The sequence below is a fragment of the Flavobacteriales bacterium genome (genome assembly GCA_019694795.1).
Lineage (GTDB): Bacteria > Bacteroidota > Bacteroidia > Flavobacteriales_D > UBA2798 > UBA2798.
In genome coordinates, this window is the sequence record JAIBBF010000021.1 from 1 (window position 1) to 23,929 (window position 23,929).

Here is a 23,929-nt window from a genome sequence, read left to right on the forward strand (position 1 = left end):
CCGGAGAAAAACAATCGGTGCAAATGCCGGAAACGGCCGATGCAATTAAAGTAATGACCATTCATAAGTCGAAAGGATTACAATTCCCGATTGTGATTATGCCTTTTTTAAATTGGACCAGCTCGAAAAACGGAAAAGATAAATTGTGGATTGATCTGGATGATCGTTTCAACCCCTTAAAATCTGCATTGATTTCCGGTGGCGAAGAGGTCTTTAAAAACATTGGTCAGGCAGCGGTTTTAGCCGAGGAAAAAAACAGAACATTGCTCGATACCATGAATCTGTTGTATGTCGGTTTTACACGACCCGAAGAGCGTTTGTATTTGTTAACGGCTACTACACGGAATAGTTTTATCGGAAAACTCATTTCCGATAACATGCAACTCGAAATAAGTGGTTCAGGAAATGTTTCCTACGGTACAAAAACTTCACCGGTGCGAAAAAGTAAAAAACACGGCGAAGAATGGCCTTTGCAATCGAAACCATGGCAACGCTGGCAGGATAAATTGCGCATCAGTTACGAATCGCAAAAGCAATGGGGAGAGAGCGAGGGATTAATCAGTGCCCGCTTCGGGAATTTGGTGCATGAAGTGTTATCGCAATTAACTTCTGTGCGCGAATTGGAGCAGGTGCTACAAAAAGTAAGCATCGATTTCCAATGCAATACGGAAACAGCACTTCGGCTTAAACAGGAAGTGGAACGTGTACTATCACATGAATTCATGCAGCGAATGTTTGATGAACAGGTACAGTCCAAAACAGAAGCTGAGATTGTCGATGCATCCGGAATCAGTCACCGACCCGATCGTTTGGTGTTTTTTCCTGACGAAACCATTGTGATCGATTTTAAAACAGGAACAGAGCGCGATTCACATCAACATCAGATTCGCTTGTATGGCGAATTACTGACTCAGATGAATTGTCCCTCCGTAAAAAAATATTTATTTTACACGAAAGATTCTAAACTGCAGGAGGTGCATTAATTATGTTTTCCGAAATATACAGATACCGGATGCCTGTTGCCTGGCAAAGTTTTTCCATCATGCTCTGTGCTTCGGTAGTTACCATCGCAACCATTGTATTTCCAAACCTGCAACATGTATTCGGGAGCTATAACGAAAACACCGATTTCATGCAGCGCCTTACCATCGCTTTTCAACATGGCTTCGAAGCAAAATCGGCCGTCGTTCATTTGCTGGTCGATATCGTTTTGCTGGCGTTGGTGGGAACCTATGTAGAAAAAATCATGGGCAGTTATTTGTTTTTCCTGCTGAATCTAGTAGCCATTGCGCAGTATATTTTTATTCACGCTTTGTTGGGTATGACGGGTCACGGCGGTTCCGGTCTCATCTGGGCTTATGCTCCCATGTTGTTTTATTCGCTCAATGAGGGACGCTTACTGAAAACCAGAAGTCAGTTCGATGAAATGTATTTTACTTTCCGCACGGTTTTGGTCATCATGTACACGATCATACCGCTGCTCATGTCCATCATCCCCATTTATTTCGATTCCGAATCGCCGATGTTGCAAGCGGTTTTCTTCGGAAATATATTTCATCTATCGGCAACCTTAACGGGAATCGGATTTGTGGTGCTCTACCGCGAAAAAGTGAGGACCCGCATGAAACAATTCGCTAAAAAGAAAAAATTTGAAGAGGATAACTACGATAAAATGTCATTTTATTTCGCTTTGTTTTATCCCTTGTTAATCATAATCGGATTTTTCTTTACACGATGATCAGCTGGAATTTTTCATCCTGGAAAAGCATTTCACTCAATGATTTTCATGACATGATCGCTTTGCGCATCGCCGTATTTGTGGTGGAGCAGAATTGTCCTTACCCCGAGTTGGATGGAAAGGATAAAAAAGCAGATTTTGTTTTTGGACGTAACGCATCGGGAGAAATGGTTGCATGCGCGCGTATTCTTCCTGCGGGAATTTCGTATCCGGAGGTTTCCATCGGAAGGGTAGCGAATGCAGCAAGTGTTCGCGGAACCGGTGCTGGCAAGGAGTTGATGCGTGAAACCATGCAGCACATTGAATCGCTGTATGGCAAGGTTCCAATCCGTATTTCGGCGCAGGAATATTTACTGCAGTTTTATATGTCCTTCGGATTTAAACCCGTCAGTGAGAGCTATCTCGAGGATGATATTCCGCATGTGGAAATGCTTTACCTTCCCGCCTGAGCGCTGGTCAGCCTCATTTTCCGTTCATACCATTCGCGCGAATTAATTTTTCGCGACTAAAATCTTTTCTTATTTTGGTAGTATCAATCTATGTGTATGAATAAGTATTTCGGATTTTCATTTGTAACGGCAAGCGCAGTTTTAGCAGTGGCTTGTCATCCTAAATCCTCCACCCAAAACAATGAAGTGGCAGGTAAGGATATCAACACCTATAGCACACCCGTTCAGCCTGTAAGTAATTTTAGTTTTACGCCGGTACCGGGAACAGTCGATTTTCAGGATATGGATCCTACCATCGATCCTAAAACGGATTTCTATTCATTCGCCAATGGCACCTGGGTGAAAAACAATCCCGTTCCCAGTACAGAAAACCGCTGGAGTAACTTTAATATTCTTCAGGATAATAACAATAAAAAACTAAAAGATATCCTCGAACGCAGTGCAGTCATGAATGCGGCAAAGGGTGATCATCACCAATTGATTGGTGATTATTATTTCACCTTTATGGATAGCACCAAACGCGATAAAGAAGGCATCTCTCCGATTAAGGATGAACTGAAACGTATCGATGGTATCAAAACGAAAAATGATATTGCAGCTGTATTAGCCTATTACCACAATTACGGAATTACGCCACTATTTGGCATCGGTATCGATCAGGATTTGAAAGATATTAATGTCCATAAGGCATTTATTTCACAGGGTGGACTCCTCCTCCCCAATAAAGATTATTATTTCAAAAGCGATTCTTCATCCGTAAAACTGCGTCAGAATTATGTGGCGCATTTATCTAAAATGTTTGGCTTTTTAGGATATGAAAAATCAAAAGCCGAAAAATCTGCCGCATCTGTTCTGGCATTCGAAACTAAACTGGCAGAGGCATCGATGGGACCCGTAGAACTGCGTAACATCGAAGCACAATACAACCTTAAACCCATTGTCGATTTTAAAAAATCAGTTCCGAATTTCGACTGGAACGTTTATTTAAAAGCACGCGGATTAAGCAGCATCAACGACATCGTTGTTGGTCAACCCGAATTTTTCAAACGCATGAACACGATGCTCACCGATGAGCCGATGGATGTTTGGAAGGACTATATTAAAATCCATTTCTTCGAAGCAGCAGCAACCAAACTGAGTTCAGAAATCGAACAAGAAGTATTTGCATTCTTCAGCACGCAATTACGTGGTACCAAAAAAATGAAACCACGCTGGGAAAGAGCCGTTGGAGCAATTGGTTGGACCGCCGTTGGAGAGGCATTAGGTCGTGCATTCGTAGAAGAGAACTTTAAACCAGAATCCAAGAAAAAAGTGAACGAGATGGTCGATAATATCATGGCCGTTTTCCGTACACGTTTGGATAAACTCGAATGGATGGGTGCCGATACCAAAGTTCGTGCATTGGAAAAACTGGCTTCGTTTACGCGCAAATTAGGTTATCCGGATAAGTGGACCGATTATTCCTCACTCAACATCACCCGCGAATCGTATTTTAAAAACTGGATGGAGCAGGGGAGATTCAACACCAAACAAAACATCGATAAATACGGTAAACCCATCGATCGCAGTGAATGGCAAATGGCACCGCACATTGTAAATGCCTATTACAATCCGCTGTGGAACGAAATCGTTTTCCCTGCAGGAATCATGCAACCACCATTCTTCGATCCGCAGGCAGAAGATGCCGTAAACTACGCGCGAATGGGAGCGGTAATCGGACATGAATTCTTACACGGGTTCGATGATCAGGGTGCACAATTTGATGCTTCAGGTAAATTTGTGAATTGGTGGACCTCCGACGATTCACTGAAGTTTGCTTCCCGTACGAAAAAATTAGTTGACCATTTTAATTCCTTCGAAGCATTACCGGGCGTATTTGTAAACGGAGAATTAACCCTGGGAGAAAACATCGCCGACCTCGGTGGATTAACCATGGCCTATTATGCCTACCAACGTTCCATTGAAGGAAAAGAAAGAAAATCCATTAACGGATTCTCTCCTGAACAACGCTTTTTCATCGCTTTTGCGCAAGTGTGGAAAGAAAATCATACCGACAATAGCATGAAGCTCCAGGTGTTCACCAATCCGCATTCTCCGGGTAAATACCGCGTGCTCGGACCATTAAGCAATATGCCTGAATTCTTTAGTGCATTCGATGTGAAAGAAGGTGATCCGATGCGCAGGAATGCAGATAAAATTTCACTCATCTGGTAACAGTAATCGATTTAGTAAAGGTCCCGCACATTGCGGGACTTTTTTTTGGAATAAAGTTTGCCGGCGAAACACTAAATTTGAATTATGAAAAAGGGAATGATGGTGTTATTGGTAGTGCTGATAAGTGCATGCCACAAAGGGAAAAATAATCCGGAAGCTTGCAACGGAAATACACGCCGCGAATTAAAAGTGGCTATCGATGATAAAATTTCACTGGTAAATTTCACACCCGTTTTTAGTACCATCGATTCCATCGGAAATATTACCGTGCCCGAAGTGGATAAAGAAACGCCTCGTCAGAATGTAGAAATGCAAGTGTACACGGTGCGTGCTAAAGTGGATAAACTGAAAAAAGAACGCGATGGCGATTATCATATCCGCTTAATCGATAACAACGAGAATTACCTCATTTGCGAATCGGCTAATCCCGGTTGCTCCTATGCCGAACAATCCAATTACCTGAATCAATTTAAAACCGTTCGCGATTTTATAAAGGTAAATGAAGATCATTTAGAAGGACAATACGTCACCATCACCGGAATCGCCTTTATCGATATCGATCACCATTATGCGCGCAAGCAGGCGAAGAATAATATGGAGTTGCATCCCATTTTAGAAATATCCTATTAAAGGATTATTTCCATTGTGTGCTTTCAATAAAACGAATAACGTCTTCACGCACGTATTCTAAAACCGGACGAATAGAATCGTAATTTGGTTTTGCTTCGAAATACAATGCGCCGCGAATAAAATGTTTTACGGAATCCGTAACATAAAATTGTAAAGGAGAAGCAGCATTGCCCTGTATATCGTAAATCAATCCGTAAACCTTAGTGGTGTCGTTAATGAATTGTTTACGGTTAATGGCTGTTGCTTTTATCGCATGATCGTAGGCTAATTGGTGACATTCATCAATGTAATTGCCAACATCGTTTTTTAAATCTTTATACGTTAAATGCAGCGTTCCTTTAAAGGGCGTAAAACGAACATTTTTATAGCAGTGATTCAAACTATCGGCAGGAACATCTTCCACTTGCGCGTAGGTGGGAATATCGAAGGAGTAAGGACAATCGCTGGTAAACGTGATGTAGCTTTTCTCCGGGAAATCGGTCCGCATAAAACCACGCGGTTTGGGAACGGCAATTTCATTGTCGACACACGAAGAAAATGCGGTTAAAATCAGAAAGCCGTATAAAAGGTTTTTTATCATGCTACTTCTACAATACTCATTTTAATTTGGGTAATCCTGCGCTTGTCGGCTGCTTCGATGGTAAAAATATAACGACCAAAACGGATTTTGTCACCCTGCTGCATCATTTTTCCTGATTGCTCCAGTAAAAATCCCGCCAGTGTATCACTTTCTCCTTTGGCGTCTTCAAATTCATTGCCTTCAATATCCAGCACTTTATAAACATCAATCAGCGAGGTCTTACCTTCAAACACAAAATTCGAATCATCAATTTTTGTATAGGTTATTCCTTCATCATCAAATTCATCGGTAATATCGCCAACAATTTCCTCAATCACATCTTCCAGCGTTACAATTCCCTGCGTACCGCCGTATTCGTCCACCACAATAGCTAAATGAATTTTTGCATCCTTAAATTCCTTCAGCAGATCATCAATTTTTTTATTCTCCGGAACAAAAAACGCATCACGAATCAGTGATTGCCAGTTAAAATCATCGCGTTCGTTCAAATGGGGAATTAAATCTTTGATATATAAAACCCCTTTTACCTGATCGAAATTCGATTCGTATACCGGAATACGTGAAAAACCCGATTCAATAATGCGCGAAATGAGTGTGGTAAATTTCAATGAAATATCAACGGCCACAACATCCATCCTTGGCTTCATGATTTGTTTTACATCGGTATTTCCGAATTTCACAATGCCTTCAAGAATCTTTTTCTCACCGTTGTGCGATTCCTCATCACTCAGTGTAATTTCCAATGCATGTCCAAGTTCATCCACCGTCATGCTCGACGATTTTTTCTTGATGCGTTTGTCAATGACCGAAGAACTTTTAATCAGCATCTGAGAAATGGGCCAGAGCATTTTTCGCAATACAAGAATGGGGTTCGACATAAACCCGGCAACAAGGCGCGAATTTTTGTTGGCGTAAATTTTGGGAATTACTTCACCAATCAGCAATAACACAAAAGTGACACCCACCACCTGCACCAAAAAAGGTAACCAGCTCGGGTCGCCCTCAAAATTCATGGTGCCGTCTACAACCGACGACGACAAAATAACAATGGCAACATTAACCATGTTATTGGCAATTAAAATGGTTGCCAGTAAGCGTTTTGGTTTTTCAAGAATGCTCAGGATACGCTGATCCGTTGCACTTTTCGAATTGCGAATATCTTCCAGGTCTTTGGCGGGAAGAGAAAAGAATCCTACTTCGGAGGCAGAAATTAATCCCGACATGATCAGCAAAATGCAAATCACAATGATGGATACAATTGTACCTGCACCAGGACTGGTAAAACTAAAAAGGAGTAATTGCGAAAATTCTAAAGAGGGAGGTTCCAAGTTTTATTCTTTGGTTCAACATTAAAAAGGGAGATCATCAGCAACATCACTGTTGTCGAAAGGACTCGGCTCGTTTTGTCCGCCGTAATTTCCTCCCTGATTAGCTCCTCCCGAATTGGTGTTTTCGCCGGCATTGCCCCGACTTAACATCACCATGTTATCGGCAACAATTTCAGTAATATATTTCGTTGCACCGTCTTTATCCTGGTACGAACGCGTTTTCAATTTTCCTTCAACATAAACCTGCATTCCTTTACGCAGATATTTTTCTGCAACATCAGCAAGTCCTCTCCATAAAACCACATTGTGCCAATCGGTAATGGTTTTTTCTTCATTGGTATTTCTGTCGCGGTACGATTCACTCGTGGCCAATGTAATAGAGGCCTTTCCAATACCGTTTTCCATTCTTCTGATTTCAGGATCCTTTCCCAGATTGCCGATCAGGATCACTTTATTTACACTTCTTGCCATGATTTAAGCTATTGCACAAATATAACGAAATAGTTTCAGCGAAAAGAACCGAAATCTTCTTCAATATAACGTTCAACCAGACGCGAAATAGCAAGGTCGGGAGCATCACCCAGTGATACAGGCAACCAGGAAGCAGGTATTTTTCCCTTTTTCCACCTCCGGTGATGAAATACTGCAATAATGTTTCGGTGACTCAACACATGTTTTTTGGTCACTTTTCCAAGCTCATCTGCTTCTCCGTTAAAAGCAAAATCGGTGTTTTTTATGCTGCCTTTAATATCCTTATCCTCAGAAAAAACGGAAGGGAATTCCCACATGTTTTTCCAAATGGAGGAATCATCACGCTGCGTGAAAAACCACTGATTATTTTTTTCCAGAACCAGGTAATGAATGAATAAATTCCTGACCAGCGTTTTTTTATTTTTTACAGGCAATTCAGTCACTTTTCCCTTGCGAAACGCATAACATGAATCGTGTAACGGACAAGCCGTACAATTTGGATTTTTCGGTACACATTGCAAGGCGCCAAATTCCATGATGGCCTGGTTAAAAGTTGCAGGATCTTTATCCGGAATCTGATCATTTACAATTTCCTGTATCGCATTCTTTCCGGCACTGCTGTCAATACCTTCTTCCATGCCAAAATACCGCGCAACAACACGATTTACGTTTCCATCCACCACCGCTTTTTTTTCTCCGAATGCAAAGGATGAAATAGCGGCTGCGGTATAGGGACCAATCCCTTTTAATTGCAATAATTCATTGTAGGAATTCGGAAATTCACCTCGAAATTCATTTACAATCAGCTTCGCCGTTTGATGCAGATTTCGTGCACGGGAATAATAACCCAATCCCTGCCACGATTTTAATACTTGTTCTTCACTGGCATTAGCTAAATGAAGTACACTGGGATAGTTCTCCAGGAAATGATAATAATATTTCATCCCTTGGTCCACCCGGGTTTGTTGTAAAATAACCTCAGAAAGCCAGATTGGATAAGGATTTTTGGTCCTTCTCCAGGGCAAATCCCGGGCATTTTTACGGTACCAGGCAGTAATTATGGAGGCAAAATCTGGCATTCAGGCGCAAAATCGGTATTTCCGTCTAAAAATTAAGGGTTTCGGACGGGACTTCTTGCAAGTTGTTGGTTTCAAAGGGTATATTTGTAGAACTGACAATCAGAGAGGTCAGGTTCAAGTAACCATCTAAAAGAACTGTTATGACAAAAGCAGACATCGTTGCAGACATCGCCGAAAAGACCGGTGTAGAAAAAGTTGCGGTACAGGTAACTGTAGAAGCATTCATGAATTCCATTCGTGAGGCATTGGAAAAAGGTAACAACGTTTATCTCCGTGGGTTCGGAAGTTTCATCGTAAAAAAACGCGCTGAAAAAACCGGACGTAACATTTCCAAAAATCAGGCGATCATCATCCCTGCACATTACATCCCTGCATTTAAACCTGCAAAAACCTTTACCGATCGCGTAAAGGCAAAAGTAAAGGCATAAAATGAATCCGAAGAAGCAACGCATCATTCAATGGATCGCGATTGCTTCCTCGGCTTTTTTGGTCTTCTTTATTCTCGTTGCGCCACGCAGTCGAGCAGATAAACGATTCTCCCAAATGAGCACCGAGGAAGCTGAGGTTACCCTGGCGCTCAATTATATGGGGAATGGGGGCGGACCCATGAAAGGGATTAAAATCCTGACCCGCATCGCCGAATTACATCCCAAAAATGTCATTGCCATTTCCCAATTGGCCGAATTCTCCATGCAGACCGGTCAATATGAAAAAGCAATAGCCCGCTATCAAAATTTGGTCGACATTACTTCTGGAAATGAGAAGATTAATGCGCAAATCGGACTCTCCAATGCTTATTTTATGATGGGTGATACCCTAAAAAGTGTAGCTGAGTTGCAAAAGGTCTTTCAAATGTCGCAGGATTCATTACTTTTGCAGTCCGTTAAAGAAAAAATCAACGAATTACAATAACTTAAAATTACATTATCATGCCCTGCGGTAAAAAGAGAAAGCGTCACAAGATGTCTACCCACAAGCGTAAGAAACGTCTTCGTAAGAATCGTCATAAGAAGAAGAAGTAATTCTTTTTCTGATTGAAACTTTTATCCGGGGCACAGTAACACTGTGCCTTTCGGTGCTTTATAGGTTTCATCGGTCTAAAGCTAACGGTTTTGAACATCGACCTCATCATTGATGCGGGTCCCAACGAAGTGATGATTGCCCTGCTGCAAGACAAACGTCTTGTAGAACTCCATCGCGAGAAAAGCAATAATTCATGGTCGGTTGGCGACATCCACCTGGGAAAAGTTAAACGCGTTGTTCCCGGGCTGAATGCTGCGTTCGTAAATGTAGGGTACGAGAAGGATGCTTTCCTTCATTATCTGGACCTTGGACCTCAATTTGCATCGCTTACAAAATTTACAAAACGTACACTCGCACGCAAGCAAAACACCTCCCATCTCGATCAGTTCGAAATGGAGAAGGATATCGATAAAGAAGGGAAAGTCAATCAGGTCATTTCGGCAAACCAAAATATTCTGGTGCAAATTGCCAAAGAACCGATTTCTTCTAAAGGACCGCGCTTAAGTAGTGAAATTACATTGGCCGGACGATACCTGGTTCTGGTTCCTTTCAGCAATAAAGTTTCTGTTTCAACAAAAATTAAAGATGATGAAGAGCGCAAACGCTTAAAGAACATCATCGAATCTATACGTCCTAAAAATTTCGGTGTAATTATCCGCACCGTTGCAGAGAGTAAAAAACTTTCAGAACTCGATCAGGATCTCACCACTTTAATGGGGAAATGGGATCAGTGTTATAAAGCACTCAAAGATTCCGAGCCGCCAAAAAAAGTATTGGGAGAACTCGATCGCACCGCTGCTTTATTGCGCGATTTACTCAATGAGAAATTCAATACCATTCACGTTAATGATGCCACACTCTGTGATGAAATAAAAACCTATGTGCGCAAAATTTCTCCGGGTAGCGAAAACATCGTTAAGTTATATTCCGGCGGAACCAACATTTTCGATCAGTTTGGTATTCATAAACAAATTAAAGCAGCATTCGGTAAACAGGTCATGCTTCCTTCTGGCGGCTATCTCATCATTGAGCATACCGAAGCGATGCATGTTATCGATGTAAACTCCGGTAACCGCCGCAGTTCAGATCAGGAGGCAAATGCTTTACAGGTTAATCTCGAAGCGGCCGACGAAATTGCGCGTATTCTTCGCCTGAGAGATATGGGAGGAATTGTTTGTGTCGATTTCATCGATATGGGCGATCGGGAGAATCAGAAGAAGTTATTCGAACACCTGCGCAGTATCATGAAAGCGGATCGCGCAAAACACAATGTATTGCCGCCTTCAAAATTTGGTGTGGTAGAAATTACACGTCAGCGTGTTCGTCCCGAAACGGCCATTTCCACCACCGAAAAATGTCCTTGCTGCCTTGGTTCCGGAGAGGTAGAAGCAACCATTCTTATTACCGACGATATCCAGAATCAATTGCGCTATATTCTTGAAGAGAAAAAAGCTTCAAAAATTACCTTATCCGTGCATCCTTTCCTTCATTCGCATTTTACCAAGGGATTATTTTCTATTCGTTTTAAATGGTGGATGAAGTATAAAAAATGGATACGGATTAAAGGTGTGACTTCACATCACATGCTCGAATTCCATTTTACGGATCAGTACGGAGAAGAAATTGTTGATTAATCAGCAACCACTGGTCATTAATTCCGCTGCCTTTCTCAAGCGAAATCCTGCTTCAGTTTTTTCACTCACCATTAAGGTGTAGGTAATGATGTTGTAATGCAAATGCGAATCGTAAACGAAATCCATCCATCCATCACCGTTTAAATCGCCAATGTAAAACAAACGCGCAGAGAGTTCGGGATTGTTTTTTTCGTTGAACAAAACGATACTTCCTTCATCGTATTTGTACTCCACTTTCCACAAGGTAAATCCAATGTTGGCATCATGACTCTCCTTCACCGTGGTGATGATTTCACCTTGAATTTGATCATTAACACGAATTTTCCGGTGATTGGTAAAATTACTTTGCTCTCCGGTTAGGGGTTGACCACTCCCACTTGAAACAAAAGAATTTATCGAGGAGTTTTCCAGAATAAAAATCAGCGAATCTTTACTGTTTACCATTAATTTTTTGCCGGTAGCAGGAGCGCCTTCCATATCCACAATCGGATCGGGAACGGTTTCGATTTTTACTTCAACAGGAACAAAACGGAAATGATTTTCGCCATCAAACACCAATCCCAAAAATGGAGAATGTTCGCATCGCTCCGGAATTTCATCACCGTGATAATCGGTATTGGGGACAACAATGATCGGATAGGAAATGGTGTCGCCTTCCGGTAATTCGTCAATAGAATCCAGCGCTGAGGAATCTGCTTCTACTATGGAAGAGTCGGATGGATTGCTGTGTTGTTCCTCCGGATTTTTATTGGTGGAACAAGCCAAAACGTGTAGGCCAATTAGTACAGCAAAGAATCCCCGTTTCTTCATGCAAGTAATTCCAGAATTTTATTTTCCACTTCAGCACTATCCCATTTGCTTTCAATATCCGGCATGCGCATCACTCTCTCCATGATCGATTCTTGTCTTAAACCTTCTCGTAATGCCTCAGAATAGCGTATTTGTGGCGAGTAGGTAACCATGGTGTAAAGCGGAATCCATTTGTCGGGATGTTTCTGGCTGAATTTCGCTTCAATTTTTTTCTGAAGTAAAAATTTAGGATCCGCAGTGCGGTCGCGCATTTCTACAAAGTTCATTACTGCTAAATCAGCAATGGCATCGCCATCGGGTTTGCGCGATAATTGATATTCGCCGAATACTTTTTTAAAGATTGCATCATCGTCCTTCAGATTGGCATCTAATCCGTATTTCGACATCAACTCATCCAGCACCACACAATCTTCAAAACCGCAATTCATGCCCTGGCCGTAGAATGGAACAATGGCATGTGCAGAGTCGCCAACCATTGCCATCTTGTCTTCATAGGTCCAAGGAAAACATTTTACAATCATCAACGATGAAGTCGGATTTTCAAAATAATCTTTTTCCAATGTTGGCATTAATTCCACGGCATCCGGGAAAGTTTCTTTAAAGAAGGCCAGCATTTTTCCTGGTGTATTCAAAGCCTCAAAACTTTTTTCTCCTTCAAAAGGGAAAAATAAAGTACAGGTGAAACTCTTGTCCATATTCGGAAGTGCAATCAGCATAAACTGTCCACGCGGCCAGATGTGCAAACTGTTCGGATCCATCGCAAAGTCACCATCCTTGGTGGGTGGAATCGTCAATTCCTTATACCCGTGTTCCAAATAAGTTTGCGAATAATTAAAGCGGTCGGTATGTGTTTGCATTTGCATTCTTCCCGAAGAAAACGCGCCATCGGTAGAGAAAACGCGATCGCTGTTTACCGTGCTTATTTTTCCGCTCTCCGTATTTTCAAACGTAACTTTTGCTGTTTTTAAATCGATATCTACACATTTTTCATTGTAAATAATTTTCACACCGTGTTTTTCGGCGAGATCCATCAGTACGCAATTCAATCCGCCACGAGAAACGGAATAGATGGCTTGTGCATCGGTACCATAGGGTTGAAACGTAAGTTTACTGTCGATGGCATGCATCATTCTTCCTTTCATGGGAATGGCCACTTTCATAATATCTTCTGCAATACCAACACCGTTTAATCCTCTCCATCCGCGATCACTTAATGCAAGGTTAATGGAGCGGCCCGCAGAAATGCGGTTCTTGCGAAGGTCGGGTCGACGTTCATAGGCGGTAACCTGGTAACCCCGCTTGGCAAGGTAAATCGACAATAATGAACCTACAAGACCGGCTCCTACAATGGTAATTTGTTTACTCATGATAAAAATGCATTTGTTGCAAAATAAGAAATAGAACCCAAAAACGAAAAATCAATCTGCGAGGCAAGAATCAAATTTTCGTCACCGAAAATCGGTGATAAGCAAAAACGGAATTATGAGCAAAATCAGAAATCCATTTATTTTTTAAGCAGTTCACTCAGAATAGCACCAAACTGGTACATGTCCTCAAAACTATTGTACATCGGAACCGGAGCCAGGCGAATTACATTTGGTTCTCTCCAATCGGGAATTACACCTTTGGCAACGAGTTGATTGAATAATTCTTTTCCAAAACCATGGGCAATAATAGAGAGTTGTGCACCACGTTCTTTCCAATCGCGCGGTGTAATAATTTCCAGCGGATAATTATCTTTTCCACTGAGGGAACGGTTAATTTCTCCAATGATAAATTCAAGATATCCGCTTAATTTTTTCGATTTTTCAATGAGCTTTTCCATTCCAGCCTGATCAAATAATTCAAGCGAAGCTTTATAAGCTGCCATGGATAAAACAGGTGCGTTACTTAATTGCCATCCCTCTGCACCCGGAATGGGATGAAAGCCTTTTTCCATTTTAAAACGGACCGATTTATCATGTCCCCACCATCCTGCAAAACGAGGTAAGTTGGAATGCGCATGTTTTTCGTGAATGAAAACGCCCGACACACTTCCGGGTCCGGCATTCATGTATTTATAACTGCACCAGGCTGCAAAGTCCACCTCCCACTCGTGCAATTTCAATTCAATATTTCCTGCCGCATGTGCAAGATCCCATCCTGCATAAGCACCTGCTTCGTGAGCGGCTTTGGTAATGGTTTTCATATCGAAAACCTGACCCGAATAATAATTCACTCCGCCAATCATCACCAATGCCAATTCGTTTTTATTGGCTTCAATCGCAGTTAAAACATCTTCCGTGCGAATCACATGTTCTCCTTCACGCGGCGAAATTTCAATGATGGCGTCTTGCGGACGAAATCCATGCCACTCCACCTGTGTCTCCAGTGCATATTGATCAGAAGGAAACGCTTTTGCTTCACAGAGAATTTTGTAACGCTGAGGTGTGGGACGATAAAACGAAACCATTAATAAATGCAGGTTCACCGTAAGCTGATTCATGCAAACGACTTCTATCGGTTTTGCACCAACAATTCGTGCGCAGGACGCAGTAAGCAATTCGTGGTAAGAGAACCATGGATTTTTTGCCAGAAAGTGACCCTCAACGCCGTATTTCGCCCAATCATCCAGTTCCTGTTGCAAATGTGCGGCAGTGCTTTTGGGTTGAAGTCCTAATGAATTCCCCGTAAAATAAATCACATCTTTTCCTTCGTGTTGTGGGAATAGAAATTTACTTCTGAAATCCTTCAGTGAATCCTGTTGATCCGCCTCGCGGGCGTAGCTGAGGGTGTTTTGGTACGACATGTATTCTTGTTTTGCCCGACAAACATATAAAAATCTCTGTTTTTTGCACCGAAAATGATAAGAGTCAGTTTCAAAAGGATGAGTATTTTGACAATGCTTCTTCTTTCAGTTACATTTGCAACAAATTAGAGGTCATTATGAAACGTGAGCGTTCTGCGAAATTATTTGAAAAAGCAAAAACTTATTTCCCCGGTGGAGTGAATTCTCCGGTGCGTGCATTCCGTAGTGTGGGTGGAACACCTTTGTTTATCGAGCGGGGAAAAGGTTCGCATATCTGGGATGCGGATGGCAATGAGTTTATTGATTACTGCTGCAGTTGGGGACCTTTGATTTTGGGTCATGCTCACCAGGATGTGGTGAATGCCGTAAAAGAATCAGTAGAAAAAGGAAGTTCATTCGGAGCGCCTACGGCATTGGAAAATGAATTGGCAGAATTGATTTTATCGAACAATAAATTCATTGAAAAAATTCGTTTTGTTTCTTCCGGCACCGAAGCGGTGATGAGTGCCATTCGCCTGGCACGAGGTTATACGGGAAGATCTAAAATTTTAAAATTTGAAGGATGTTATCACGGTCACTCCGATTCACTCCTTGTTAAAGCAGGGTCAGGGTTGGTTACGTTTGGTAATACATCCTCCGCAGGTGTTCCGAAATCGTTTGTGGACGAAACCATTGTGGTGAGTTTAAATAATCGCGAGGCCGTTGAAAAAGCATTTTCAGAATTTCATCAGCAAATAGCTTGTGTAATAATTGAACCGATTCCTGCTAATAATGGATTATTACTACAGGATAAATCCTATCTCGAATTTTTACGTGAGGTGTGTACCCGCAACGGAGCGTTGTTGATTTTTGATGAAGTCATCTCCGGTTTCCGTGTAGGATTTACGGGAGCTGCCGGCTATTATAATATTCAGCCGGATATCATTACCTATGGAAAAATTATCGGAGGTGGATTACCTGTGGGTGCTTATGGAGCATCTGCAGAAATCATGGCGAATATTTCACCCGAAGGAAATGTATATCAGGCAGGAACTTTATCCGGAAATCCGGTTGCGATGTCGGCTGGTATCGCTCAGTTAAACGAATGCCTCAAACCCGGTTTTTATATTGAACTGGAACGTAATACCAAATTTCTCATTGAGGAAATAATTCGTCTCTCGGGCGATCTATCCTCTCGTTTTCGTTTTTTTACCATCGGAAGTATTTTCTGGATTGCATTTACCGATAAAAATTCCATTAAAACAGCAGAAGAAATTGATCCCGATAGCATGATTCATTTCCGTAAACTGCATGCTGAATTACTTGAGCATGGAATTTATCTTGGTCCTTCAGGTTATGAAGTCGGTTTTATCAGTGATGCACATACAGTAGAAGATATCATACACACCGCTAAAGTTTTTGCTGAGGCGTTAAAAACGACATTTTCTGAATGAAAAAAGCGGGAATAATTTGGTCGGTTTTATTACTGTTTTTTTTCTCCTGCAGAAAAGATGCGGCCATTTTCCCTTTAGAAAATACCAGATATCTTGTTGTCGTTATAATTGATGGTCCACGTTACTCAGAAACATTCGGCGATAGCACTTTACAGAATATTCCACAATTAAATCGTATTCGCCAGGAAGGTGTATTGTATACCAATTTTCGCAATACCGGGGTAACGGCAACAACTTCCGGACATACCTCTTTACTTACCGGAGTGGATCAGGTGATTGATAATTCAGGAAATGAATTACCCGATCAGGTTTCATTTCTTCAGGTGTATGGTAAGACGTATAACGATGCAAAAAATGTGTGGTTAATTACTTCTAAAGATAAACTGGAAGTATTGGCCAATTGCAAAGATCCCAATTGGAATAATACCTATTTACCCAATACCAATTGCGGAGTAAGCGGAAGATTTTCGGGTTATAGAGAAGATTCGACCACCTTCCGTATTGCTTCCGAAATTTTAAGAGATAAGCATCCGCATGTCTGTTTCATCCAGTTTAAACAACCCGATGCTGCGGGACATGCCGGTATTTGGCAGGATTATATCCTTGGTTTAAAAAAATCAGATGAATACACCGGATTATTATACGACCAGGTGATGAATGATCCTTTTTACAAAGGGAAAACGGCATTTATTATCACAAGTGATCATGGCCGGCATTTAGAACCACCCTATGGAGCAGGATTTCAAAATCACGGAGATAATTGCGAGGGATGCAGAAGAATTTCATTGATCGCCTGCGGTGCGGATTTTAGAAGAAATGTGATAGATACCCTTGCTTATTCCCAACGCGATTTTGCTGTAACAGTAGCGCATATTTTCGGATTAAAAATGCCGGCAGCGAATGGGAATGTAATGCACTCGATGTTCAAATAATACTGAACACAGCAATTAAAATGGCATTCAGAAGAATGATTCCATCCGTAAAAAATCCAAACAAAATTTCTTTTTCTTCTTTTTGCAAGCGTAAAAAAATAATAACGGCGAACAGAAAAGTAATCGATTCCGAAATTAGTAAGGCGAAGTTTTCATAAAGTACTGCTAAGAAAATATTAACTCCAAGTAGCGATAAGCTAAGTAAATAACTGTTTCGTTTTCCAAGCAATTGTGGAATTGTTTTCATTTTCGGATCATCAAAAAGCAAATCGCGGATGTCAAATATAATGGCAAGTGAAAAAATCAGAATGAAAAACCGAATGAAAAGTGGGTATTCATTCATCGTAGTATTGGTATTAAAAACAGGAATCGTAACACAAATGATACTCCACGAAAGTGCGACTAAAAAGGCTTTGGTGTAGGGTAATACACGCAGACCTTTGAAGGGTGTTTTTGGAATTCCGGTATAAAAAATTCCAATGCTTCCTGCTAAAAATAGCCATGCAATTTGCTTCTGATTTAGAAAATAGAAAACCAATATCCAGGTAGAACAAAATGCCGCGATGGAAATGAATATTAATAGCGATTTATGTGCTTCAATCCATTGATGCCGGATTGATTTTTCATCGTTTCCTATTTCTGCATTTTTAATTAAACGCTGAAAATTATAAAGGAACATTGTTCCGGAAAGAACAAGGAAAAAGTAGAATAGGGGAGGACCGCTGTGTACCAGCTGTGCAGAAATATAGGCTTGTGCTCCTGCTGCAATTCCGATCCATGCATTTGTGAATACTAAAAAATGCAGGAATCTTTTTTGCATCATTGAATTGCTTTACCAAGAAAGTACAATCCTAATCCGGTGGCCGATCCTAATAAGGAGAATTTTAAACCTCCGAATTTTCGTTTGTTTTTAACCACACGGATATATCCTTCGCGATAGGCATCTTCCATTAAATAAGTTCTGTTACTCACTTTAGAAAGATCAAATGTGATGCCCGGAATTCCGGCGATGATGGTGTATAAAAATGGACTTAATAAATGAACAATCCCCGGGTCGGAACGGAAAAATCCTTCGAAGAATCCATCGGTCGGGCCGGTCTGTTTTTTATAGGTATCGAACAATGAAACACCCAGCGCAAATGCAAATCCTCCGGCATGGGTTAAATGTGGATGAAAACCAGTCCAGGCATCTTGTTCGCCATGCACCATGTACATCGCTTCGGTGGGGGTCCAAATGTTTCCGGTGATGGAATCCTGACGGTAAAGGATGGTCTCTTTTCCGGTAGAATCGGTTAAACTATACAAGCGGTAGGTTTCGAACTTTTCGGTGCGCAGTTTGTTTCTTTTGTTGAACTGAAATTGAACATAGGAAGTGTCGTACCCCAAGCTGTGGCCTTCCATGGTTCTGCCGTTTAAAAAAGTCAGTTTGTCCTGAGCCTGAACAAGAAAGGGAAATAAAAGGCTGGCAAGAAAAAGGGTAAACCTGTTCATAGATCTAAAATTCAAGTCTAAAGATAGACTAAAAAATCTTTTTAATGCGCAATTCACCGTTGTTGAAAAATACAGTCACCCCTGCTTACATTTGTAGCTATATTTGTCACCCGAATTTTATTCAATTTTTCCCATGAAAAAAGACCGCTTCAGCGACCGACATATCGGTCCATCCGAAAAGGAAACTGCTCAAATGCTATCTCGTATTGGTGCTGCTTCCGTGGATGCATTAATTGAACAAACCGTTCCTGCCAACATCCGCCTCAAGCAAGCCTTGCGAATCGATAAGGGGATGTCGGAATTCGATTACCTGCGCCATTTGCGTTCGGTTGCGGCTAAAAATAAAGTGTTCCGTTCGTATATCGGTCTCGGTTATTACAATACCATTTTACCTTCGGTTATTCAGCGTAATATTTTAGAAAATCCGGGTTGGTATACCGCCTACACGCCATACCAGGCAGAAATTGCGCAGGGTCGACTCGAAGCAATTTTGAATTTCCAAACCATGGTGATGGATTTAACCGGAATGGAAATAGCCAATGCTTCATTGCTGGATGAAGGAACAGCCGCTGCAGAAGCAATGGCTATGCTGTTCAACAACCGCGATCGCGATGCGGTTAAGCGCAATGCAAATGTGTTTTTCGTTTCGGATGAAGTTTTTCCGCAAACGATCGACATTTTAAAAACACGTGCAATTCCAATGGGGATTGAATTGCAAATTGGAAATTTCAAAGAATTAAAATTTAACGATAAAATTTACGGGACTTTATTGCAATATCCTGCTGCCAATGGTAGCGTGCATGATTATGCGGATTTTGTAAGCAATGCAAAATCTAATCATTGCGGAGTAGCTGTTGCCGCCGATTTATTATCGCTTGCACTGCTCACCCCTCCGGGTGAATGGGGCGCAGATGTTGTTGTTGGAAATACACAGCGTTTTGGTGTACCAATGGGATTCGGTGGACCTCATGCTGCGTTCTTTGCGTGTAAGGAGGATTTCAAACGATTAATTCCAGGTCGTATCATTGGTGTTTCAGTGGATAGTCAGGGTAATCCTGCTTTGCGTATGGCCTTGCAAACACGCGAGCAACATATCCGTCGCGAAAAAGCGACTTCCAATATTTGTACTGCGCAGGCATTGTTAGCCATCATGGCGGGAATGTATGCAGTGTATCATGGTCCCGACGGAATTCGCGGTATTGCCGAAGAGATTCATGCTTTGACCAGCACATTGGCAACTGAATTAACGAAAGCCGGATTTACGGTAGAAAACAACGTTTGGTTCGATACGATTTCGGTTACCGGTTGCGATATAGAAAAAGTAAAATCTGCTGCACTTGCATCCGGAATTAATTTCCGCTACGAAGGAAAATCGGTAATCATTGCCTTAGATCAAACCACCTCATTGACCGATATCAATGATATTTTGGTTGTTTTTGCACAATCCAAAGGAGCAAAGCACAATGAGATTTCTGCCCTTAGTGAAACATCTCCTATTAGCGGAATTCACCAGCGGAAATCGGCTTATTTGCAACACCCTGTTTTCAATTCCTACCATAGCGAATCGGAAATGATGCGATACATTAAGCGTCTCGAAAATAAAGATCTTTCATTGGTGCATTCCATGATTTCTCTGGGTTCTTGCACCATGAAATTAAATGCCGCTTCAGAACTTCTGCCACTCACCTGGCCGGAATTTGCCAATCTGCATCCATTTATCCCGGCTAATCAGGCGGCGGGATATCACGAAGTGTTTACCCAACTTGAAAAAGATTTGTGTGAGGTTACCGGTTTCGCTGCGATGAGTTTCCAGCCTAACTCCGGAGCACAAGGTGAATATGCTGGATTAATGGTAATTCGTGCTTATCACATTTCACGTGGCGACACCCATCGTAATATCGCTCTCATTCCATCTTCGGCACATGGTACTAATCCTGCCTCTGCTGCTATGGCGGGAATGGATATTGTCATTGTAAAATGCGATGAAAACGGTAATATCGATATCGCCGATTTAAAAGCGAAAGCAGAACAACATAAAGATAAATTGTCCTGCCTCATGGTTACCTACCCATCTACACACGGTGTATTTGAAGAGGGAATTATTGAGATTACAAATATTATCCATGCCAATGGCGGACAAGTCTACATGGATGGTGCAAATATGAATGCGCAGGTTGGATTAACTTCTCCGGGTAATATCGGCGCGGATGTTTGTCACCTGAACCTTCATAAAACATTTGCCATTCCACACGGCGGTGGCGGACCTGGTATGGGTCCAATCGGTGTAGCCGCACATTTGGCTCCGTTTTTACCTGGACATTCAATGGTAAAAACCGGTGGCGAAAAAGCTATTCCAGCAGTATCTGCTGCACCATGGGGAAGTGCATTGATTTTGTTGATCAGTTATGGTTACATCAAAATGCTCGGTGGTGAAGGTCTAACCCTCAGCACCAAGTACGCAATACTTAATGCGAACTACATTAAAGAACGTTTAAAAGATCATTATCCGATTCTCTATGTAGGGAAGAATGGAAGAGTGGCGCATGAAATGATTTTGGATTGCAGAGAATTCAAAAAAACTGCGCATGTTGAAGTAGCGGATATTGCAAAACGTCTGATGGATTTTGGATTCCATGCTCCAACCGTAGCATTCCCGGTTGTTGATACCCTGATGGTAGAACCAACCGAATCGGAATCGATTGCAGAATTGGATCGTTTTTGTGATGCGATGATTACAATTCGCAATGAAATACGTGAAATTGCAGATGGCGTTTATGCACAGGATAGCAACGTGATTAAAAATGCGCCTCACACATCTAAAGTTTGTGTCGGAGATAAATGGAACTATGCTTATTCCCGCGAAAAAGCTGCTTTCCCATTGAGCTGGGTACGCGAAAATAAATTCTGGCCAAGTGTTAGTCGTGTCGATAATGCCTACGGGGATCGTAACCTGGTGTGCAGTTGTCTGCCAATCGAAGCTTACGAAACATCTGAAGCCTGATTTGATATCCATATTGAATGAAGAAGGTCCGGTTTCGCCGGACCTTTTTTTTTATAGAATACTTTAAAAAATTCCGGCCATTCCGTTAAAAACAGGGATTGTTTTTGGAGGATTGAAAACAATGCAAATTTTTCTAAACAAAATTAAAAGGTTTAGAATCTTGATTTAAGGGGTAATGTTCTGTTTTTCAAGTATTTAATGTTTAGCCGTTCCCGTTAAAAAAATAACCTTTCCTTCATTTCATGTGAGGCGAGTCTCTTTTGAGTAAAATCTTTGTTAATTTGCAGGATAATTCAACTAAACAAATAATCTAACCATAAACCTATCAATCCAATGAAAAAAGTTTACTTACTCGCAGGGATGGTATTGATTGGTGGCGTAAGCTTCGCGCAGGTGCGTAACAACGTAAATGCTCCTCTGAAGAAGTTCGCTATCGACAAGAACTTCTCAGAAATCGTTACTCCTGCTCAAAACTCAGGAAACCGTGCAGTGATTGTTTCAGATGACTTCAGCAACGCTGGAAACTGGAATATCGCTACTACAGGTCAAGGTACCTGGGAAATTGTTACCACTATGCCTACTCAACAAGGTCAGTATATGGGTAACATGGCTTCAACTACTGCTGCTAATGGATTCGCTACTTTTAACGGAGTACAGTATCTTATCAATGGTGTTGTAGATCCACAAAGTACTACATTAACTTACGGTACTGTGATCGACCTTTCTGCTCATGCAGCAGTAACTGTTGATTTCGAACAACGTTACCGTCCGTTCAACTCCGACCAAACGTTTGTTGAAGTATCAACTGATGGTGGTACTACCTGGACATCATTCGAATTGAATACGCAGTACGCTGTAAATGCAACTGCAGTTCAGAACACCATTTCACAAAACATCTCTGCTGTTGCCGGTAACAATGCAACAGTTACAATCCGTTTCCGTTGGGAAGAAACTTCTGGTGATGACCAATACGGATCAGGATACGGATGGTGTGTAGATGATTTCTCTGTAAACACTGCTCCAAACGATAACCTCGTTTTAACAGCTTCTGCTTACATGGATCCTACTTCTTACAACACCTGGGGTTATGGAATCGGTTACGGAATCATGCCAATCAGCCAAATCGCTTCAGTTCAATTTGCTGGTACAATGGAAAACCAAGGTTCTGCCAACCAAGCTAACGCTCGTTTAACTGCAACTGTAGTTAACAGCGCTGGTTCTACTGTATTCACCGGTAACGGTGCAGGTGCAACTCTTCCTGCATTAAGCTCAATGAACGATACTACACTTACTGCTTTCACACCTGCAGCTGCTGTAGATACATTCGACATCACCTTCCGTGCGAACTACGATAACTTCGCTACTGATGCAACTCCTGCCAACAACGACATGATGAACACCTTCTACGTTTCAGCTAACCAATATGGTCGTGATGATAACGTTTACACTGGTGGTGGTCTTTGGAATGGTGAAACAGGTGGTGTTTCTGATGCATTCGTTCTTGCTAACCTTTTCGAAGCGAAAAACGATATGGACATCAACCGTATCCGTGCTGCATTCACTTCTTCTACTGATGCAGGTGTAATTGCTTGTGCTCAGATTTATGAAGTAGATCCTTCAACTGGTGACTTTAACCTGGTTGCTGAAAACTGCGGTGGTGCAGATGAAATCACAATTGCTTCGAATCAAATTTCAACTGGTGGTACAATCACTTGGGTTGACTTTGTTCTTTGTCACACTTTAACTGCTGGTAACTACTACCTCGCAGGTATCAATCACTACGGTGGTGCACAAGCATTAGTTGTAATGTCTTCACCTAACGTAACTGCAGAACAACAAACTGTATTCCTTTTAGACGGTACTAACGCTACTTGGTACTACCTCACTTCAGTTCCTAAAATCCGTATGGTAGAAGGTGCTTGTGATATCAATGTTGCTGAAGTTGCTTCAGAAAACTTTGTTCTTTCACAAAACATTCCTAACCCTGCAAACGGAACTACTACTATCCGTTACTCCATCAACGAAAACGCAAACGTTACTTTCGAAATCGTTGACGTAACCGGTAAAGTAATTAAAAACGAAAACTTCGGTACTCGTTCTGCTGGTGACTACCAAATCAATCTTGACACTGATGCATTTGCTGCTGGAGTATATTTCTACTCTGTAACTGTAAATGGTGAGCGTCAAACTAAGCGTATGATCATCAACAAATAATTAAGGATTTCTCCTTGAAAAGCGGGCCTTGTGCCCGCTTTTTTTTTACCCTGTTTTTCTGACCTTTTCTACATTTCCCCCTTGTGAACAATGGATTTCCCTTGTTTGTTACTA

The 23,929-nt window shown here is 41.6% G+C and carries 21 protein-coding genes; 12 read left to right on the forward strand and 9 right to left on the reverse strand.

Translation table 11 applies throughout. The features are described 5' to 3' along the window. From K1X56_08150 to K1X56_08170, 5 genes are all read left to right on the forward strand, one after another. Window positions 1-983 (forward strand): PD-(D/E)XK nuclease family protein (locus tag K1X56_08150; protein MBX7094676.1); only part of this gene is annotated, 983 nt, incomplete at its 5' end. Between the two features lie 2 nt (window positions 984-985). Continuing rightward, the gene (locus K1X56_08155) at window positions 986-1,738 is read left to right on the forward strand and encodes a hypothetical protein (protein ID MBX7094677.1); all 753 of its coding nucleotides are present in this window, start codon (window positions 986-988) and stop codon (window positions 1,736-1,738) included. Further along, on the forward strand, window positions 1,735-2,187 hold the full coding sequence (locus K1X56_08160; GenBank protein MBX7094678.1) for a GNAT family N-acetyltransferase: 453 nt from the start codon (window positions 1,735-1,737) through the stop codon (window positions 2,185-2,187). Before K1X56_08155 ends, K1X56_08160 begins: the two co-directional genes overlap by 4 nt. A 96-nt stretch (window positions 2,188-2,283) precedes the next feature. Further along, entirely contained in the window at window positions 2,284-4,401 is a 2,118-nt protein-coding gene (locus K1X56_08165) for a M13 family metallopeptidase (protein MBX7094679.1), read from the forward strand. Window positions 4,402-4,485: 84 nt separating this feature from the next. Next, window positions 4,486-5,031 carry a hypothetical protein gene (locus K1X56_08170; GenBank protein ID MBX7094680.1) on the forward strand — a complete coding sequence of 182 codons (546 nt, stop codon included), beginning with the start codon at window positions 4,486-4,488 and terminating at the stop codon, window positions 5,029-5,031. Between the two features lie 4 nt (window positions 5,032-5,035). Here K1X56_08170 and gldD read toward each other — a convergent pair whose 3' ends face one another. The 4 genes from gldD to mutY form a co-directional block, all read right to left on the reverse strand. Further along, entirely contained in the window at window positions 5,036-5,611 is a 576-nt protein-coding gene (gldD, locus tag K1X56_08175; GenBank protein MBX7094681.1) for a gliding motility lipoprotein GldD, read from the reverse strand. Continuing rightward, on the reverse strand, window positions 5,608-6,834 hold the full coding sequence (gldE, locus tag K1X56_08180; protein MBX7094682.1) for a gliding motility-associated protein GldE: 1,227 nt from the start codon (window positions 6,832-6,834) through the stop codon (window positions 5,608-5,610). The genes gldD and gldE overlap by 4 nt, the downstream gene beginning before the upstream one ends. 126 nt (window positions 6,835-6,960) lie before the next feature. Beyond that, a complete protein-coding gene (locus tag K1X56_08185) occupies window positions 6,961-7,410 on the reverse strand; it encodes a single-stranded DNA-binding protein (GenBank protein ID MBX7094683.1) in 450 nt (149 codons plus the stop codon). Window positions 7,411-7,445: 35 nt separating this feature from the next. Continuing rightward, window positions 7,446-8,489 (reverse strand): A/G-specific adenine glycosylase, encoded by a 1,044-nt coding sequence (gene mutY, locus K1X56_08190; GenBank protein MBX7094684.1) that lies wholly within the window; start codon window positions 8,487-8,489, stop codon window positions 7,446-7,448. A 140-nt stretch (window positions 8,490-8,629) separates the two neighbouring features. Between mutY and K1X56_08195 the strand changes: the two genes are divergently transcribed. From K1X56_08195 to K1X56_08205, 3 genes are all read left to right on the forward strand, one after another. Continuing rightward, complete coding sequence (locus K1X56_08195; GenBank protein ID MBX7094685.1) at window positions 8,630-8,917, forward strand: integration host factor subunit beta; 288 nt, start codon at window positions 8,630-8,632, stop codon at window positions 8,915-8,917. A gap of 1 nt (window position 8,918) precedes the next feature. Next, entirely contained in the window at window positions 8,919-9,401 is a 483-nt protein-coding gene (locus K1X56_08200) for a hypothetical protein (GenBank protein MBX7094686.1), read from the forward strand. Window positions 9,402-9,601: 200 nt separating this feature from the next. Continuing rightward, on the forward strand, window positions 9,602-11,146 hold the full coding sequence (locus K1X56_08205) for an Rne/Rng family ribonuclease (GenBank protein ID MBX7094687.1): 1,545 nt from the start codon (window positions 9,602-9,604) through the stop codon (window positions 11,144-11,146). On the opposite strand, the gene K1X56_08210 is transcribed toward K1X56_08205, so the two are convergent. The 3 genes from K1X56_08210 to kynU all read right to left on the reverse strand — a co-directional run bounded on the left by K1X56_08210 (window position 11,147) and on the right by kynU (window position 14,744). Then, window positions 11,147-11,956, reverse strand: a complete 810-nt coding sequence (locus K1X56_08210) for a hypothetical protein (GenBank protein ID MBX7094688.1) — start codon at window positions 11,954-11,956, stop codon at window positions 11,147-11,149. Beyond that, the gene (locus K1X56_08215) at window positions 11,953-13,323 is read right to left on the reverse strand and encodes an FAD-dependent monooxygenase (GenBank protein ID MBX7094689.1); all 1,371 of its coding nucleotides are present in this window, start codon (window positions 13,321-13,323) and stop codon (window positions 11,953-11,955) included. The genes K1X56_08210 and K1X56_08215 overlap by 4 nt, the downstream gene beginning before the upstream one ends. Before the next feature lie 137 nt (window positions 13,324-13,460). Beyond that, window positions 13,461-14,744 (reverse strand): kynureninase, encoded by a 1,284-nt coding sequence (gene kynU, locus K1X56_08220; GenBank protein MBX7094690.1) that lies wholly within the window; start codon window positions 14,742-14,744, stop codon window positions 13,461-13,463. A gap of 137 nt (window positions 14,745-14,881) precedes the next feature. Between kynU and hemL the strand changes: the two genes are divergently transcribed. After that, window positions 14,882-16,177 (forward strand): glutamate-1-semialdehyde 2,1-aminomutase, encoded by a 1,296-nt coding sequence (gene hemL / locus K1X56_08225; protein MBX7094691.1) that lies wholly within the window; start codon window positions 14,882-14,884, stop codon window positions 16,175-16,177. Beyond that, a complete protein-coding gene (locus K1X56_08230; GenBank protein MBX7094692.1) occupies window positions 16,174-17,109 on the forward strand; it encodes an alkaline phosphatase family protein in 936 nt (311 codons plus the stop codon). The genes hemL and K1X56_08230 overlap by 4 nt, the downstream gene beginning before the upstream one ends. On the opposite strand, the gene K1X56_08235 is transcribed toward K1X56_08230, so the two are convergent. Next, window positions 17,102-17,932: a hypothetical protein gene (locus K1X56_08235; protein MBX7094693.1), complete on the reverse strand. Its 831-nt coding sequence runs from the start codon at window positions 17,930-17,932 to the stop codon at window positions 17,102-17,104. The genes K1X56_08230 and K1X56_08235 overlap by 8 nt on opposite strands. Continuing rightward, entirely contained in the window at window positions 17,929-18,600 is a 672-nt protein-coding gene (locus tag K1X56_08240; protein ID MBX7094694.1) for a hypothetical protein, read from the reverse strand. The genes K1X56_08235 and K1X56_08240 overlap by 4 nt, the downstream gene beginning before the upstream one ends. 133 nt (window positions 18,601-18,733) lie before the next feature. On the opposite strand from K1X56_08240, the gene gcvP reads away from it, so the two are divergent. Beyond that, window positions 18,734-21,601 (forward strand): aminomethyl-transferring glycine dehydrogenase, encoded by a 2,868-nt coding sequence (gene gcvP, locus K1X56_08245; protein MBX7094695.1) that lies wholly within the window; start codon window positions 18,734-18,736, stop codon window positions 21,599-21,601. A gap of 333 nt (window positions 21,602-21,934) precedes the next feature. Next, a complete protein-coding gene (locus K1X56_08250) occupies window positions 21,935-23,815 on the forward strand; it encodes a T9SS type A sorting domain-containing protein (protein MBX7094696.1) in 1,881 nt (626 codons plus the stop codon). Window positions 23,816-23,929: the final 114 nt, after the last annotated feature.

What these genes read in the sequence shown, in the direction of transcription:
- K1X56_08155 (MBX7094677.1), top strand. Translation starts at nt 986, where the DNA reads ATGTTTTCCGAAATATACAGATACCGGATGCCTGTTGCCTGGCAAAGT.
- K1X56_08160 (MBX7094678.1), top strand. Translation starts at nt 1,735, where the DNA reads ATGATCAGCTGGAATTTTTCATCCTGGAAAAGCATTTCACTCAATGAT.
- K1X56_08165 (MBX7094679.1), top strand. Translation starts at nt 2,284, where the DNA reads ATGAATAAGTATTTCGGATTTTCATTTGTAACGGCAAGCGCAGTTTTA.
- K1X56_08170 (MBX7094680.1), top strand. Translation starts at nt 4,486, where the DNA reads ATGAAAAAGGGAATGATGGTGTTATTGGTAGTGCTGATAAGTGCATGC.
- gldD (MBX7094681.1), bottom strand. Translation starts at nt 5,611, where the DNA reads ATGATAAAAAACCTTTTATACGGCTTTCTGATTTTAACCGCATTTTCT.
- gldE (MBX7094682.1), bottom strand. Translation starts at nt 6,834, where the DNA reads ATGTCGGGATTAATTTCTGCCTCCGAAGTAGGATTCTTTTCTCTTCCC.
- K1X56_08185 (MBX7094683.1), bottom strand. Translation starts at nt 7,410, where the DNA reads ATGGCAAGAAGTGTAAATAAAGTGATCCTGATCGGCAATCTGGGAAAG.
- mutY (MBX7094684.1), bottom strand. Translation starts at nt 8,489, where the DNA reads ATGCCAGATTTTGCCTCCATAATTACTGCCTGGTACCGTAAAAATGCC.
- K1X56_08195 (MBX7094685.1), top strand. Translation starts at nt 8,630, where the DNA reads ATGACAAAAGCAGACATCGTTGCAGACATCGCCGAAAAGACCGGTGTA.
- K1X56_08200 (MBX7094686.1), top strand. Translation starts at nt 8,919, where the DNA reads ATGAATCCGAAGAAGCAACGCATCATTCAATGGATCGCGATTGCTTCC.
- K1X56_08210 (MBX7094688.1), bottom strand. Translation starts at nt 11,956, where the DNA reads ATGAAGAAACGGGGATTCTTTGCTGTACTAATTGGCCTACACGTTTTG.
- K1X56_08215 (MBX7094689.1), bottom strand. Translation starts at nt 13,323, where the DNA reads ATGAGTAAACAAATTACCATTGTAGGAGCCGGTCTTGTAGGTTCATTA.
- kynU (MBX7094690.1), bottom strand. Translation starts at nt 14,744, where the DNA reads ATGTCGTACCAAAACACCCTCAGCTACGCCCGCGAGGCGGATCAACAG.
- hemL (MBX7094691.1), top strand. Translation starts at nt 14,882, where the DNA reads ATGAAACGTGAGCGTTCTGCGAAATTATTTGAAAAAGCAAAAACTTAT.
- K1X56_08230 (MBX7094692.1), top strand. Translation starts at nt 16,174, where the DNA reads ATGAAAAAAGCGGGAATAATTTGGTCGGTTTTATTACTGTTTTTTTTC.
- K1X56_08235 (MBX7094693.1), bottom strand. Translation starts at nt 17,932, where the DNA reads ATGATGCAAAAAAGATTCCTGCATTTTTTAGTATTCACAAATGCATGG.
- K1X56_08240 (MBX7094694.1), bottom strand. Translation starts at nt 18,600, where the DNA reads ATGAACAGGTTTACCCTTTTTCTTGCCAGCCTTTTATTTCCCTTTCTT.
- gcvP (MBX7094695.1), top strand. Translation starts at nt 18,734, where the DNA reads ATGAAAAAAGACCGCTTCAGCGACCGACATATCGGTCCATCCGAAAAG.
- K1X56_08250 (MBX7094696.1), top strand. Translation starts at nt 21,935, where the DNA reads ATGAAAAAAGTTTACTTACTCGCAGGGATGGTATTGATTGGTGGCGTA.